This is a genomic window from Ahrensia sp. 13_GOM-1096m, assembly GCF_000620605.1.
GTDB classification, from domain to species: Bacteria; Pseudomonadota; Alphaproteobacteria; order Rhizobiales; family Rhizobiaceae; genus Ahrensia; species Ahrensia kielensis.
Window position 1 is genome coordinate 145,124 of sequence record NZ_JIAX01000013.1, and the last position, 14,439, is coordinate 159,562.

The 14,439-nt window shown below is 48.4% G+C and carries 17 protein-coding genes and 1 riboswitch; of the genes, 10 read left to right on the forward strand and 7 right to left on the reverse strand.

The features are described 5' to 3' along the window. The first annotated feature begins 35 nt into the window (after positions 1 to 35). Genes N530_RS0111650 through N530_RS0111665 form a run of 4 tightly spaced genes read left to right on the forward strand, consistent with a single transcriptional unit; the run spans position 36 to position 2,095 of the window. The gene (locus tag N530_RS0111650; protein WP_018690177.1) at positions 36 to 299 is read left to right on the forward strand and encodes a hypothetical protein; all 264 of its coding nucleotides are present in this window, start codon (positions 36 to 38) and stop codon (positions 297 to 299) included. A gap of 8 nt (positions 300 to 307) precedes the next feature. Next, on the forward strand, positions 308 to 1,177 hold the full coding sequence (gene pdxY / locus N530_RS0111655) for a pyridoxal kinase PdxY (RefSeq protein ID WP_155851980.1): 870 nt from the start codon (positions 308 to 310) through the stop codon (positions 1,175 to 1,177). A gap of 56 nt (positions 1,178 to 1,233) precedes the next feature. Then, positions 1,234 to 1,674, forward strand: coding sequence for a hypothetical protein (locus N530_RS0111660; protein ID WP_155851981.1), 441 nt, complete (start codon positions 1,234 to 1,236; stop codon positions 1,672 to 1,674). 25 nt (positions 1,675 to 1,699) lie between these two features. Continuing rightward, the gene (locus N530_RS0111665; protein ID WP_026480826.1) at positions 1,700 to 2,095 is read left to right on the forward strand and encodes a hypothetical protein; all 396 of its coding nucleotides are present in this window, start codon (positions 1,700 to 1,702) and stop codon (positions 2,093 to 2,095) included. Positions 2,096 to 2,168: 73 nt separating this feature from the next. Here N530_RS0111665 and N530_RS0111670 read toward each other — a convergent pair whose 3' ends face one another. Together N530_RS0111670 and phaR are read right to left on the reverse strand one after the other, a co-directional pair. Further along, on the reverse strand, positions 2,169 to 2,603 hold the full coding sequence (locus tag N530_RS0111670; protein ID WP_026480827.1) for a heme-binding protein: 435 nt from the start codon (positions 2,601 to 2,603) through the stop codon (positions 2,169 to 2,171). A gap of 113 nt (positions 2,604 to 2,716) precedes the next feature. After that, entirely contained in the window at positions 2,717 to 3,307 is a 591-nt protein-coding gene (gene phaR, locus N530_RS0111675; RefSeq protein ID WP_026480828.1) for a polyhydroxyalkanoate synthesis repressor PhaR, read from the reverse strand. Between the two features lie 282 nt (positions 3,308 to 3,589). Here phaR and N530_RS0111680 point away from each other — a divergent pair, with 282 nt between their 5' ends. Together N530_RS0111680 and phbB are read left to right on the forward strand one after the other, a co-directional pair. Then, positions 3,590 to 4,765, forward strand: a complete 1,176-nt coding sequence (locus tag N530_RS0111680; RefSeq protein WP_026480829.1) for an acetyl-CoA C-acetyltransferase — start codon at positions 3,590 to 3,592, stop codon at positions 4,763 to 4,765. A 66-nt stretch (positions 4,766 to 4,831) separates the two neighbouring features. Then, positions 4,832 to 5,557: an acetoacetyl-CoA reductase gene (phbB, locus tag N530_RS0111685; RefSeq protein WP_018690184.1), complete on the forward strand. Its 726-nt coding sequence runs from the start codon at positions 4,832 to 4,834 to the stop codon at positions 5,555 to 5,557. A gap of 63 nt (positions 5,558 to 5,620) precedes the next feature. On the opposite strand, the gene phhA is transcribed toward phbB, so the two are convergent. After that, positions 5,621 to 6,418 carry a phenylalanine 4-monooxygenase gene (gene phhA, locus N530_RS0111690; RefSeq protein ID WP_026480830.1) on the reverse strand — a complete coding sequence of 266 codons (798 nt, stop codon included), beginning with the start codon at positions 6,416 to 6,418 and terminating at the stop codon, positions 5,621 to 5,623. 121 nt (positions 6,419 to 6,539) lie between these two features. Between phhA and N530_RS0111695 the strand changes: the two genes are divergently transcribed. Then, the gene (locus N530_RS0111695; protein ID WP_051540919.1) at positions 6,540 to 7,007 is read left to right on the forward strand and encodes an Lrp/AsnC family transcriptional regulator; all 468 of its coding nucleotides are present in this window, start codon (positions 6,540 to 6,542) and stop codon (positions 7,005 to 7,007) included. 80 nt (positions 7,008 to 7,087) lie between these two features. Here the strand turns inward: N530_RS0111695 and aqpZ are convergent, their stop codons facing one another. From aqpZ to N530_RS0111715, 4 genes are all read right to left on the reverse strand, one after another. Continuing rightward, positions 7,088 to 7,774 carry an aquaporin Z gene (aqpZ, locus tag N530_RS0111700; RefSeq protein ID WP_035267064.1) on the reverse strand — a complete coding sequence of 229 codons (687 nt, stop codon included), beginning with the start codon at positions 7,772 to 7,774 and terminating at the stop codon, positions 7,088 to 7,090. Between the two features lie 112 nt (positions 7,775 to 7,886). Beyond that, positions 7,887 to 9,701 carry an ABC-F family ATP-binding cassette domain-containing protein gene (locus N530_RS0111705; protein ID WP_026480833.1) on the reverse strand — a complete coding sequence of 605 codons (1,815 nt, stop codon included), beginning with the start codon at positions 9,699 to 9,701 and terminating at the stop codon, positions 7,887 to 7,889. A gap of 115 nt (positions 9,702 to 9,816) precedes the next feature. Next, on the reverse strand, positions 9,817 to 10,083 hold the full coding sequence (locus N530_RS0111710) for a hypothetical protein (RefSeq protein WP_026480834.1): 267 nt from the start codon (positions 10,081 to 10,083) through the stop codon (positions 9,817 to 9,819). An 86-nt stretch (positions 10,084 to 10,169) separates the two neighbouring features. Further along, positions 10,170 to 10,826: a thiamine diphosphokinase gene (locus tag N530_RS0111715; RefSeq protein ID WP_026480835.1), complete on the reverse strand. Its 657-nt coding sequence runs from the start codon at positions 10,824 to 10,826 to the stop codon at positions 10,170 to 10,172. Positions 10,827 to 10,911: 85 nt separating this feature from the next. After that, a riboswitch (TPP riboswitch) is annotated at positions 10,912 to 11,007 on the forward strand. A gap of 53 nt (positions 11,008 to 11,060) precedes the next feature. Here N530_RS0111715 and thiB point away from each other — a divergent pair. Genes thiB through thiQ form a run of 3 tightly spaced genes read left to right on the forward strand, consistent with a single transcriptional unit; the run spans position 11,061 to position 14,404 of the window. Continuing rightward, positions 11,061 to 12,056: a thiamine ABC transporter substrate binding subunit gene (gene thiB, locus N530_RS0111720; RefSeq protein ID WP_211097892.1), complete on the forward strand. Its 996-nt coding sequence runs from the start codon at positions 11,061 to 11,063 to the stop codon at positions 12,054 to 12,056. 6 nt (positions 12,057 to 12,062) lie between these two features. Then, entirely contained in the window at positions 12,063 to 13,670 is a 1,608-nt protein-coding gene (locus N530_RS0111725; protein ID WP_202899066.1) for a thiamine/thiamine pyrophosphate ABC transporter permease ThiP, read from the forward strand. Continuing rightward, positions 13,670 to 14,404 carry a thiamine ABC transporter ATP-binding protein gene (gene thiQ / locus N530_RS0111730; RefSeq protein ID WP_026480838.1) on the forward strand — a complete coding sequence of 245 codons (735 nt, stop codon included), beginning with the start codon at positions 13,670 to 13,672 and terminating at the stop codon, positions 14,402 to 14,404. The genes N530_RS0111725 and thiQ overlap by 1 nt, the downstream gene beginning before the upstream one ends. Positions 14,405 to 14,439 lie beyond the last annotated feature (35 nt).

Sequence of the window (14,439 nt, forward strand, 5' to 3'; positions counted from 1 at the left end):
AAGTAACTGCATAAGTGACTGGGAGGTTGATCGCTATGGCTAACAAGAATTCAGATAAAGAGCGCCGCCGTGAATCGGATCGTATCCTCAATTCGGTCAATACGAATTCTGAGGTTGTGGGTACTTCATCCTTAGTGCGCACGGCCAATAAAACGCGAGATCACTTGTTGGGCGCGGATGCCGATCAAGAAGATAAGATCGAAGTTTGGGGCAAGCGCATTGGGCGCGGGCTATCAATTGTCGTCTTTATTGCGTTAGCGATTTGGCTTCTTAACTTTCTTTCACGCGGTGCGGCATGAGTAATTTTATGCGTAAGCCATCTGTCATTGTTATTTCCAGCCATGTTGTTCGTGGGTCCGTTGGCAATCGGGCGGCGGTGTTCGCGCTAGAAACTCTTGGCTTTCCTGTATGGGCGGTGCCGACCGTGACTTTGCCTTGGCACCCAGGGCATGGCAAGGCAACGCGTATTGTGCCTGATGATGCCGACTTTGCTGCCTTGCTTGATGATTTGTTGAACTCAAAATTTGTCGATGAAGTGGGCGCTGTCTTAACCGGCTATCTTGGTTCTGCTGGACAGGCCGAATCAATTGGGAAGTTCATTGCAAGCTTGCGCAAGAAAGTTCCTGATCTGGTTTATGTTTGCGATCCAGTTATTGGCGATGAAGGCGGGCTGTACATTCCTGAGGATACGGCAAGCACTATCCGCGATGCGCTTATTCCGCAGGCCGATCTCATAACGCCAAACCGATTTGAATTCGAATGGCTGAGCAATACTAAATTTAAGGACAATAACGCGATTGTCGAGCAGGTTCGCAAATCAGACATTCCGCGTGCGATTATCACATCTGCATTTGGTATGTTGAAGGGCGGTATTGGTAATCTTTTCATCGATGACAATAGTGCTTGGCTTGCCGAGCATCGCAAACTCACAAATGTGCCAAGCGGTACGGGCGATCTAACCGCCGCACTCGTTTTAGCGCGTTATCTTTCTGGCATGAGCGCGAGCGATGCTTTGCATATCTCCACGCAGTCAGTGTTTGAAGTTTTGAGCAATACGGCAAAGCGGGGTGCAGATGAACTTACCCTTGAGCAGGATATGCATAGTTTGCGGCAGCCGCGATCCATGGTGCAAATGCGGGCAATTGGGCCTTCGGTTGTGCCTAAGCGTTCTTGCTGATGGCTTGCTTTGAAGGAGCGAGAAATATTTTGTTGCATGTAAGATGGGGCGGACAAATGTTGAAAATGAATAGGCTGATCTTGGCAGGTTTGGCTGTCTTTATGGCGTCTGCTGCACATGCTGAAAACAAGGCGATGTCTGTTGGACTGGTCAATGCGTGGTACGCGGCATTATCCCCCGCCAATGATTTGCCTAAGATGCAGAGCGAAATTACAGCTTTGCTTTCTGAAAAAGCGACCATTGAACTCAAAGACCTCGATACGATGCAAACGAAGGCCGAGTTTGTGGAAAGCCTTGAGGGCTGGTCCTCTGCCATTAAAGAGGGCTATATCGCGTATAAAATAGATGCTGATTCCACGATGGAAAGCGTTACAGCTGTTGCCTGCTATGACTTTGGTGGTAATGCGCTGATGACGCGAGAAATTTTTGATATAGCTGATATGCGTATCACGAAATCTGTTCAGGAAACGATCGCCGAGCGCTGTGACGATTTTTGATCGATTTCATTAGGAGACGATATATATGTTTAGTGTAATCCCGCTGATGATCATCCCATTCATCGCCTATAATGTTATTCTGGTAACGGGCGCATCTGTTGATCCCTGGAACGGAACAGTGTTCTCGGTCAATCTGATTTCAGGTGGGCAATGGACCATGAGCTTGGGCGCCATGTTGCTGGCCATTGGCTTGTTGTTTTTATTCTTTGAAATTTTGAAATCGACCCGCACGTCAAACACGTCAGTGCTTGACCATTTGTTTTCAACGGTCGTCTTTATTGCATTTTTGGTTGAGTTTTTAATCGTGGCAGGCGCGTCAACATCGGTTTTCTTCTTGTTGATGATGATGGCTCTTATTGACGTTATGGCTGGGTTTTCTGTTTCGATCAGGTCAGCTGGAAGAGACGTTTCTTATAATTAAACGTACTTTCACAACCGCAAAAACAAAAGGCATCCGCGTGGATGCCTTTTCTATATCACGATGATAGCTAGCTTTAAGCGCCTGTATCCGGCGTAAACCCTGCGCCCTCAATACCTGCTACTGCGGCAGCTTCATCATTGTCTGATGTGTCGCCGGTAATGCCAACAGCACCGATGATTTCACCTGTTTCTGTTTTGACCAATACGCCGCCTGGAACGGCTACGATACGGCCGCCAGAAACATTTGAAAGTCCTTCAAGAAAATGCGGGCGGGTTTCGGCTTGTGCGTTCAGCCAGCGTGAACCAACGCCAGTTGCAATACAGCCAAAGGCTTTGCCTGCTGCAATTTCAGGGCGCAGATGCGATGAGCCGTCTTCACGCTGCATGGCAATGGTTGCGCCGCCAGCATCCAGAACCACCACGGTGAGTGGCTTCAGGCCAAGCTCTTTGCCTTTTGCAAGCGCATCAGTGATGATTTTGTTTGCGTTTGAAAGTGTCAGTTTTGCCATTGTGGCCCCATCTATATGTTATGTGCAAATGATCAGCCCTTGGTAAAGGCTAATATGAAAGCTACGTCACGGGCTTTATTGGCGAAACTGTTTATCCAAAGTGAGCGGTATTGTTAATTGCCCATTTGGTCGAGCTTGCGCTGCATTTCTGCAATCTGGTCTTTCATGCTCTTTAAGTCGTCGCTGTTTTCAGCTTTTGCTTCAGGCGCGCTTTCCGGCTGATCGCCGCCTGGGATAAACGGGTTAAACATGCGCATGGCTTTTTGGTAAATTTCCATATTGCGCTGTGTTTGTTCTTTCATCATCTCTTGGCTTGAGGCGATCACATCGATGGGTGACTTGCCGACCATGGATGTAATTTGCTCACGCATCTGCGCTTGTTCGTTTGCAAAGGCCGCCATGGAATGTTCCAAATAGCTTGGGACTACCATTTGCATTTGATCGCCATAAAACGAGATGAGCTGGCGTAAAACGGAGACAGGCAGCATGGTTTGGCCTGTTTTGGCTTCTTGCTCGAAAATGATTTGCGTTAAAACCGAATGGGTAATGTCTTCGCCTGATTTTGCATCTTGAACGGTAAACTGTTCGTCGTTCTTGACCATTGTTGCTAGGTCTTCAAGCGTTACATAGGAGCTCGTACCTGTATTATAGAGGCGTCTATTGGCATATTTTTTAATGATCGTTGTGTCAGTTTTCTTGGCCATTAGACCTCCTTTTACGCAGTACATAAGACAATCAGCTGCGCATGAATGTAACACTGACAAACTAACGCGGTATTCGGCAGTTTTCCAAGTCTTTTCTTATTGTCAAATTTTCAAAAAGAACGCGCAAACATTGGCGCAAGGGTGTAACTTGATCTGAAAGGGGTTTGACTTAGATAATCAAGCTTGCTTGAAAGAATAATGTTCCATCGCCGATTGGACTTAAAATAGCTCCGGTAGAACTGCCAATCGGCAGGCCTGTCATGGAGTGTGAAAGGGAAAAATATGCAACCTATCGTTATCGCAAGCGCAGCGCGCACACCTGTCGGATCATTTCTTGGTGCTTTTGCCAATGTTCCTGCCCATGAACTGGGCGCAGCGGCCATTAAAGGCGCGCTTGAGCGTGCTGGTGTTGACCCTAAAGATGTTGACGAAGTCATCATGGGTCAGATTTTGACAGCAGGCGCGGGCCAAAACCCAGCGCGAATCGCGGCTATGGCTGCGGGCATTCCTCAAGAAGCTACAGCATGGGGTTTGAACCAATTGTGTGGTTCTGGTCTACGTGCCGTTGCAATTGGTATGCAGCAGATCGCATCAGGCGACGCAAATATTATCGTGGCCGGTGGTCAGGAAAGCATGTCTATGGCGCCGCACTGCCAGCATTTGCGCGGCGGCGTGAAAATGGGCGACTTCAAAATGGTTGATACGATGTTGAAAGACGGTTTGACCGATGCTTTCAACGGCTATCACATGGGTAACACAGCTGAAAATGTTGCCAAGAAATGGCAGCTCTCGCGCCTTGATCAAGATACTTTTGCTGCTGCGTCACAAAATAAAGCTGAAGCTGCACGCAAGGCTGGCAAGTTCAAAGATGAGATCGTGCCGTTCACCGTGAAAACCCGCAAGGGCGAAACAATTGTTGAGGAAGACGAGTACATCAAAGAAGGTGTGACGGTTGAAGGTATTTCCAAGCTACGCCCTGCCTTTGATAAGGATGGCACGGTAACAGCTGCGAACGCATCAGGCATTAATGACGGCGCTGCGGTGACCGTATTGATGAGCCAAGCAGAAGCAGAAAAGCGCGGCATCAAACCGCTTGCGCGTATTGTTTCATGGGCAACAGCTGGTGTTGATCCTGCAATCATGGGCACGGGTCCAATTCCTGCATCACGCAAAGCGCTTGAAAAAGCGGGTTGGACTGTTGCCGATCTTGATCTTGTTGAAGCCAATGAAGCTTTTGCGGCGCAGGCTTGTGCCGTTAATAAGGACATGGGCTGGAGCGAAGATATCGTCAACGTCAATGGCGGTGCGATTGCTATTGGACATCCGGTCGGTGCTTCTGGCGCACGTGTTCTCAACACTTTGCTTTTTGAAATGCAGCGACGCGATGCCAAAAAAGGCCTTGCAACTTTATGCATTGGCGGCGGAATGGGTGTTGCCCTCTGCGTAGAGCGTGACTAACCTCATATTTGTAAGGCGGCTTACGGGCCGCCTTTTTTGAGGATAATAACGCTGGAGGAGCAGACTATGGCACGAGTAGCACTGGTAACGGGTGGCACCCGCGGAATTGGAGAGGCAATTTCGAAAGCACTGAAGGCTGAAGGTTATAATGTTGCGGCGACTTATGCTGGCAATGATGAGAAGGCGGCGGCATTTACTAAAGAAACTGGGATTAAAACCTATAAATGGAATGTCGCTGATTATGCCGAATCCAAAGCAGGCATAGAAAAGGTTGAGGCTGAAATCGGCCCGATTGACATCGTTGTTGCCAATGCTGGCATCACACGCGATGCGCCTTTCCATAAGATGTCTCCTGACCAGTGGAAAGAAGTGATCGACACCAATCTGACTGGTGTATTCAATACTGTTCATCCGGTTTGGCCGGGCATGCGCGAGCGTAAATTTGGCCGCGTTATCGTTATTTCTTCGATCAATGGTCAAAAAGGACAATTTGGTCAGGTCAATTATGCTGCAACAAAAGCAGGTGATCTGGGTATCGTGAAGTCATTGGCGCAAGAAGGTGCACGTGCTGGCATTACAGCCAATGCGGTTTGCCCAGGCTATATCGGCACTGAAATGGTGCGTGCTATCCCTGAAGAAGTGCTGAACTCCAAGATTATTCCGCAAATTCCAGCTGGCCGCTTGGGTGAGCCAGAGGAAATTGCACGCTGCGTCGCGTTTTTAGCTTCTGATGATTCCGGCTTCATCAATGGTTCGACCATCTCGGCGAACGGTGCGCAGTTCTTCGTTTAATAAAGCCCGTATGCTTATTTATGAAAACGGCTCGTTAAAATGCGGGCCGTTTTTTGTTACCGATTAAGCAACGGCTTCTTTGAGCGGATATGCGGGTTCATGCAGGCCCAGTTGGCGCGCTTCCCGAATGTCACTTAAGAGATCGCGGTCTGCAGCTTTAAAAAGCTGATCGGGATTATCGAGCACAAAATAGATCGGTTGGTGGATATCAATTCGGTACGGTGTTCGCAAAATGTCGATAACATCGAAGGGCTTGCGAATAGCGGTCTCATCGCTGACAGAACAAATCAATTCTGTTGGCGACGATGCAAGACCGGAACCCAATGCTTTGATCTGACCATCTTGGCGGATTAAGCCAAATTCGATGGTGAACCAATAAAGGCGTATCAGCCAAGAATAATCGGACTTGTCACATTCAAGCCCTGTTTTACCAATGGCTTCGGAAAACTTTGCAAAGCGCTCATCGGTAAGTAGTGGTGTGTGGCCATATATTTCATGAAAAATGTCTGGCTCTTCGATGTAGTTGAAGTCTTCTCGGCTACGGATAAATGACGCTGCGGGAAATGTTCGATTGGCGAGCATTGAGAAGAATTGAGAAAAGCCAATTAGCGCTGGAACGGGCTCCACGCTCCATCCTGTTAGCGCTTGAAGCTGCCTAGAAACATCAACACATTGCGGCACGCGGTCTTTTGGCAGATTTAGTTTTTCTTGACCTGCCAAATATTCTTTTGCGGAGTATTTTTTGATGTTTTGCTCTTGCTGGGCAACAAGATCGCGCCACACAGCATCGTCTTGGCTTGTGTAATCTATTCGGCCTTCCGCATCAGCGATTTTAGCAACATATTTTGTTGATTTAGGCATGTCTCACCTCCCATGGTTTAGGTTAGAATTGCATGGCATTGCAATAAATTATGTTCTATTTTGATGCTACAGATCATAATCTGGGTAAATTTTTTCTGATGTGTGTGAAAGTAGGTGAATTATGCTTGATAATTTTGAGAGGCTAATCTTAAAGTTTTTGCAGCAAAATGGACGCGCCAGCACGCAAGAACTTTCAGATGCGGTGGGACTATCGCCATCGCCCTGTTGGCGGCGGATGAAGAAGCTGGAAGATGAGGGCTATATCACGCGCTATGCTGCCATTGTGGACGGCAAAAAATTAGGCCTGCATGCGCTGGCTTATGTGCATGTATCGCTTATGGATCACAGTGAGGCATCCATCGATTTATTTAATAATTTCATTGATGGTGCAGAAGAAATTATCGAATGCGCTTCGATCACGGGCGAGTTTGATTTCGTGCTCAAAGTGGCCGCGACAGACCCAGAAGATCTTGAACGCTTTATCATGAAGCGCATTAACCGTCTTGGCGTGGTGCGCACGACAACAACCAACTTTATCTTGCGCCAAAGCAAGGTTGCCGGTGCGCTGCCGGTTGCGCTCAAGTGCTAATTGTTGCTGCTTTTTAGCTGTTGTTTAAGTCTAAACAATCATGCGGTTTAAGACGGGTTTTTCAGCCCGCCTTAAATTACTTATTTTGTTTCTAGCAATGCTTTATAGATGATTCCGCCAATAGCGGCGCCAGCTATTGGAGCCACCCAGAACATCCATAATTGCCCAACGGCCCAACCGCCGTCAGCAAAAAATGCTACTGCGGTCGACCGCGCAGGGTTCACAGACGTATTGCTGATTGGAATAGAAATCAAATGAATGAGAGTTAAGCCTAGGCCAATAGCAATAGGGGCAAAACCAGCAGATGCAGATTTTGCAGTTGAGCCAAGAATAATGATCAAAAACATTGCAGTCAGCAACATTTCGGCGATGAGAACCGAAACCATGGAGTAGCCACCAGGGGAATGTTCGCCATAGCCGTTGGCTGCAAAACCGCCCGCTGCAAAGCCTTCTTGGCCGCTTGCAATGAGGTAAAGCATAACGCCGGCTGCAAGGCCGCCGACAACTTGCGCAATAATATAAGCCGGTAGCTCTTTGGCACTGAAGCGTCCGCCGAACACCAAGCCGATGGAGACCGCAGGATTAAAGTGCCCCCCAGAAATGCCTCCAACGGCATATGCCATAGTCAAAACGGTCAGACCAAATGCCAGCGCAACCCCAAGAAACCCGATTCCAACATCGGCTATGCCCGCGGCATAAATGGCGCTGCCGCAACCACCGAACACCAGCCAGAATGTACCGAAGAATTCTGCTGATACTTTTTTCATTGTAGACATGTATAAATCCTATAATAAAACACAGATAGTTTCTGCACATGTATAATGTAAATTGTTACTTGGTTTTACAATCCTTAAAATCATTCTTTAAAGTATTACGCCTTTAACCTTCGAGTTCTTCGCGTAGCATTTCCAGTTCCAGCCATTCTTCTTCCATGGCTGTGTGGCTGTTTTGCAAAGCCTCAAGTTCCTTGGCTGCTTTGCTGAACCCTTCTGCGTCTTTGGCGAAAAAGGCAGGGTCAGCCATCTTGGTTTCAAGCTGAGCCACCTTCTTGGTAATCTCATCCATTTTGGCAGGCAGCGTTTCCAACGCGTATTTCTGCTTATAGGAAAGCTTGCCTTTTGCATTGGCGGTTGTTGGCTTTGATTGCGCCGACTTTTCAGATTTGGCGTCTTTTTTCGCTGGCGCGTTTGCTGCTTTTATTTCTTTAATCTGCGCCTGCATGTCGGTGTAGCCGCCAGCATAAGCGATCCAGCGGCCTGTATTTTCTGCATCGGGCGCAATAATCGCATTAACGGTTTTATCGAGGAAATCACGGTCGTGGCTGACAAGTAGAACGGTGCCTTTGAAGTCGGCAATCATTTCCTGCAGCAGGTCCAATGTTTCCATATCAAGATCGTTGGTTGGTTCGTCGAGAACCAGCAAATTGTTTGAGCGTGCGAGCAATTTGGCTAAAATCAGCCGTGCTTTCTCGCCGCCCGACAATTCTCTGACCGGTGTGCGGGCTTGTTCAGGCTTGAAAAGAAAATCTTTCATGTAGGACGACACATGTTTTTCTTCGCCATTGACGACGAGCGTTTGTCCGCGTCCATCGGTTAGAAAGTTTTCGAGCGTTTCATCCGGCTTGAGCGCATCACGGCGTTGATCCAGCATCGCAATATCAAGATTGGTGCCGTGGCGAACGCTGCCGCTATCGGGTTCCAGTTCACCAATTAGCATTTTGATTAATGTTGTTTTGCCTGCACCATTGGGGCCAACAAGGCCGATACAATCACCGCGATGCACACGCAATGAAAAGTCTTTAACCAACGTGCGATTGCCATAGGATTTGGCGATGTTGTCGGCTTCAATGACCAGCTTGCCGCTGGTGCGTACATCGCTTGTTTCTAGCTTGGCATTGCCTTCGGCACGTTGATGATTTCTGAAAGCTGATTTTAGTTCTGATAATTCACCCAAGCGGCGCATATTGCGTTTGCGGCGACCTGATACGCCGTGCGTTACCCAATGTTCTTCGCGCACAATTTTGCGGCCAAGCTTGTGAAGCTCTTGTTCTTCTTCTTCTAAAAGTTTGTCGCGCCAATCTTCAAATTGTGAAAAGCCCGCGCTGTTTTCCCGTAAGCGTCCACGGTCAAGCCACAGAGTTTTACGGGTAATGTTTTGTAAAAAACGCCTATCGTGTGAAATCAATACGATGGCAGATTTTGAGCGTTGTAGCTCGGATTCCAGCCATTCAATAACGGGCAGGTCAAGGTGGTTGGTCGGCTCGTCTAAAAGCAGAATATCAGGTGAAGGGGCTAAAGTGCGCGCAAGCGCTGCGCGCCGCGCCTCGCCGCCAGAAAGCCCTTGGGGCGATCTGGTTTCATCCAGCCCAAGTTCTGTTGCCAAATAGCTGGCACGGTGTGGATCATCCATTGGGCCAAGGCCCTTTGAGATATACTCACCAACCGTTGCATAATCCGCCATATCTGGGGCTTGCGCTAAATAACGCACGGTGGCGTTACGATCTGATGTGACATCACCATCGCTCGCATCAGTAATGCCTGCGGCGATTTTTAAAAGAGTTGATTTGCCGGAGCCGTTGCGCCCGATAAGCGCTATTCGGTCTCCTGTATGCACGGAAAAGCTTGCCTCTTCGATGAGCGGTTTGCCACCGAAAGTCAGTAATATATTTTCCAAGCGCAGTAGGGGCGGGGAGATTGCCATAATAACCTTTGTCGTTTCTTCGATCAGGCTTTGGCGGTTTCAAGCGCTGAAATCAAGGCCAATAAAAAGCCCGCCAAAAGACGGGCTTTCAAATTCAATTATTTTTAGATCAGCAACGTGCTTTGTAGTAACCACCACGGCCGTTTGAATAATAGCACTGGCTTGAACCTTGTGCTACGCGGCCGATAACGACGCCAGCTGCTGCGCCTGCTGCTGCAGAAAGCAATACTGCTTCAGTGTTGCCACCAGCAATAAGGGCCGCACCAGTACCGACAATAGCGCCTGCACCGCCTGCGCGAAGATCAGAGTTTGTGCAGCCTGTTGCGACTACGCCTGCCATTGCGAGTGCTGCGATTGTTGCTGTAATTTTCTTCATGGATATGCTCCCGAGTTAATAGGGTCAGAAAAGCAGAACTATGTCTCATTTTTCTGACAGGTTGTAGATGTTCCCTTCCACTACAATCATAAACTATGCTTATTTTGAACTAAGGCAAGAGCATAGCCGTCAACCAGCTTAATTTTTGTTTTGCCGTTTGACATATTTGACAGCGTATGGGTTGAGCCCAGCGCAATATTTTCATCACGTAGCGGCCACTTTACACCTGAGACGGTGAGGCCGGTTAGCGCACTAAAGGGGATGACTGAAAATGTCGTGTCCGGCGCACAATGTAGCGCCAATTCACGGTTTGGAAGCAGCGGAAAAGCCGTTTCATCACCTCTGGTTAGATAAAATGCGATATCAGGATTATCCAGAGCGTATTTCAATGCACCCAATAATATAAAAAGCACATGGTCTGTTCGTTTGCCGCCAAGTGCGCCGCAAATGGTGATCGTTTGCGGTTTGCGGGCAATAGCTAGATCAAGAGCAAGCTCGCCATCGGATTGGTTCTTATTGGAAGAGTGAGGCACTTTTTCAACGGATTGATAATCATCAAAAAATTCAGAAGTGCTGGAATCAAAATCACCGATCCAGATATCTGGCATTAAGCCAAGAGGCTTTGCGTGGGCAATGCCACCATCGGCAGCCACGACATAGCTGTTTTTGACGCGCTCTTTTAGGTCGTCATCGACCTGTAAGGTGCCGCCTAAAAGGATCGTAATTGAGCTGGAATTACACATTGCCCAGTCATAAGCATTGGCAAATTACAGCGCAATAGCGAAGCTTGGCGCTCTTGCCGCGTTTTTATACAAATGCTATTGCGGAACTTGTCTAACGGGGTGCCATAATGGCTGAGAGGTAATCCGACCCGTAGAACCTGATCCGGTTAACACCGGCGGAGGGATTAGGCGCACGGTTTTGGAATTCCCCTTAAACGTTGTGTTTGTCCCTTGTTTAAAACAAGGAGAGAAGCTTTGAGAAAATCCATCCTATTGGGCACTTTGCTGAGCAGTGTTGTCGCGACGCATGCGCATGCGCAGGACGTCACTATCTATACCTATGAGAGCTTTACAGCTGAATGGGGTCCGGGCCCGCAAGTTGAAAAAGCATTTGAAGCAAAGTGCGGCTGTGACGTAACATTTGTTTCTGCCGCCGATGGTGTCGCACTGCTCAACCGATTGCGGCTGGAAGGTGGAAACACCGATGCTGATTTGGTGCTGGGTATAGACCAAAACCTGATTGCGGAAGCCAAAGCCGAAGGCTTTTTTGCACCGCACGGCATGGACATTGAGGCGGCGGCCGTTCCTGGCGGTTGGAATGATGATGTTTTCGTGCCTTATGATTATGGTTATTTCGCCATTGTTTATGACACGCAAAAGATTGCTACGCCGCCTTCCAGCATGGAAGAGCTTTTAAACGGCGATGCTTCCAACAAGATTGCAATTCAAGATCCGCGCACATCAACACCGGGCCTTGGTTTGATGTTATGGATTAAGAAATTATATGGCGATGATGCACCGGAGGCCTATGCCAAATTAAATGATCGCATTTTGACGATCACGCCGGGTTGGTCAGAAGCTTATGGGCTGTTCACAGATGGCGAAGTGCCAATGGTTCTGTCTTATACGACATCGCCGGCCTACCACATGATTGCCGAAGACAATGATCGATATCAGGCGGCGGCTTTTTCTGAAGGCCATTACATGCAAATAGAAGTGGCAGGCTTGACGAAAAAAGGCGCTGAAAACCCGAAGGCGAAAGAGTTTTTATCCTTCGTCGTTAGCCCAGAATTCCAAGACATTATTCCTGAAACAAACTGGATGCTTCCTGCTGCTGCGACATCAAAGCCGCTTAATCCGGTTTTTGATAAGCTCGTTCAGCCAGACAATGCGCTGCTTTATTCATCAGATGACGTTGCTTTGAACCGTAAAGACTGGGTTGCTGAATGGCTTGAAGTTATGAGCCGGTAACAAGGTTTGAAATATACAAAACCATACCAAGGATTAGGGCTTGCGATTCCGCCGCTGGCCCTTTTTCTGTTGGCAGCATTGGCGCTAGGCGCCATTATTGCGCTGGTTGTTTTTGCGGCTCTTGGCGGCTCACAGGTTGATGTAATTGATATTGCAACAGACACTGTTGTCTGGCGTATCATTCGTTTTACACTTTGGCAGGCGGCACTATCGACGTTGTTGTCGGCACTGTTTGCCATTCCTGTCGGGTTTTTGCTGTTTGAGTATAAGCATTTTTATGGCCGTGAATTGCTGCTCCGCCTGTTTGCGATACCGCTTGTTTTGCCGCAAATCGTAGCGGTTTTAGCAATCGTATCACTTTACGGAAATCAAGGTTTTGTCACGCAAGCGCTCAAGCAGGCAGGATTGCCTATCGGCACGATCTATGGACTGTCCGGCATTTTAATCGCGCATGTGTTTTTCAATATGCCGCTTGTCGCGCGTGTTATTCTTGGCGCTCTTAATGCTATGCCTGCGGAGTATGAACGCTTGTCGCATCAGCTTAATATGGGGCCGCTACAGCGCCTTCGCCATATTTGTTGGCCTTATATGCGCCCTGCATTGTTTAACGCGTCGGCGTTGGTATTCATGCTGTGCGTTACCTCTTTCACCGTGGTGCTAACGCTGGGCGGCGGTCCGCGTGCCACAACGCTGGAAGTCGGTATTTATCAGGCGCTGACATTTGATTTTGATATTCCGCGCGCTGTGGTTTTAACCGTCATGCAACTCGCACTGACCGCCTTTTCTGTCTATATGTTTGCCCGCGCTGGCGGCAATATTGATGCTGGCATGACGCTTGAACGCACGCGTCCTTTGCTGATCAAACATAAGGCAAGCCAAGTCATCTTGGCGGTGATTGTGCTTGGCGTGGCGGCACTGTTTGTTGCGTCGCCATTTATTGCGATCTTTGCAAAAGGCATTGCTGCCGACCTTATTAAATTGCTTGGCCAAGCGGCGGTTCAAAAAGCCATTATGACAAGCTTTGTGCTGGGCGCTCTTGCGGCGTGCCTATGTATTGTCGTTACGCTGGCCTTATGCGAGGGGGCTGTTCGCGCTGGCTTTATGCAAGGCGCCTATAGTCATGCAGCATCGCTGGTGCTTGTCGTGCCGCCGATTGTGATTGCCGCTGGATGGTTCATTTTATTGCGGCCATTCGTGAGCATATATGAAGCTGCGCCCTATCTGGTTGTCAGCGTTAATGCGGCTATGGCACTTCCATTTGCGATGCGGTTTGTGCTGCCTGCACGGCAAACTGCAGCGCAACGCCATGACCGTTTATGCGCGCAACTTAATATTCAAGGTTTTGACAAATGGCGTTTGGTTTTGTTGCCGGTAATGATCAAGCCTTTATCTGTTGGCTTTGCTTTTGCCTTTGCATTATCGCTCGGCGATCTGGGTGTCATTGCGCTTTTTGGATCAGAAAAAGTGCAGACTTTGCCGTATTTAATCTTGCAGCGTATGGGCAGCTACCGCACCAATGACGCAGCAGGTTTGGCGCTTATATTGTGCGTGTTTACCTTGGCAATTTTGATGTTCGCAGACCGCAGTAGCGTCTCTTTAAAGGATAAAAAGTGATGACGACTGATAAAATCAGTGTTGCGTTACGTGATGTCACATTTGCTTATGATGCTGGCATGCCTGCCATGCATTTTGATGCGCAGTTTCGCCAAGGGGTTATCACCGCGATCATGGGGGCCAGTGGTTCGGGCAAATCAACAATGTTGTCCTTGCTGGCAGGTTTTGAAATTCCCCAGAAAGGCGAGATTTGGCTCGCCGGAGAAGATAATACCCACCGCGCCGCGGGAGACCGTCCACTTTCGATGGTGTTTCAAGAGAATAATCTTTTCGCCCATATGAGTGTTTTTAAGAATGTGGGCCTTGGTATTTCGCCTTCGCTTAAATTGTCCGCTGGCGAGAAAGAGCAGATCAATATGGCTCTTCAAAGCGTTGGTTTGGAAAATTATGGAGAGCGGCTACCCGCCCAGCTTTCAGGTGGTGAGCGGCAGCGTGTTGCGCTTGCCCGTGTGATGGTGCGGCATAAACCAATATTGTTGCTGGATGAAGCTTTTGCTTCTCTTGGGCCGGGCCTTCGCCGCGAAATGCTCGATCTTGTCGGAACGCTTGCCAATAAAAACGCTATGACAACGCTGATGGTGACGCATTCACCAGAAGATGCGCTTCATATTAGCGAAGATCTTGTATTTTTAGGCCCCAAAGGTGTCGTCTATCATGGACCATCAAGTGAGCTTGCTAAAACGCAAAATCAGAATGAAGCGGTGCGTGATTATTTAATAGGGCGCAGAACGTGATAAATTTGACGTTGTTTTGCCTGATTTCAGGTTTA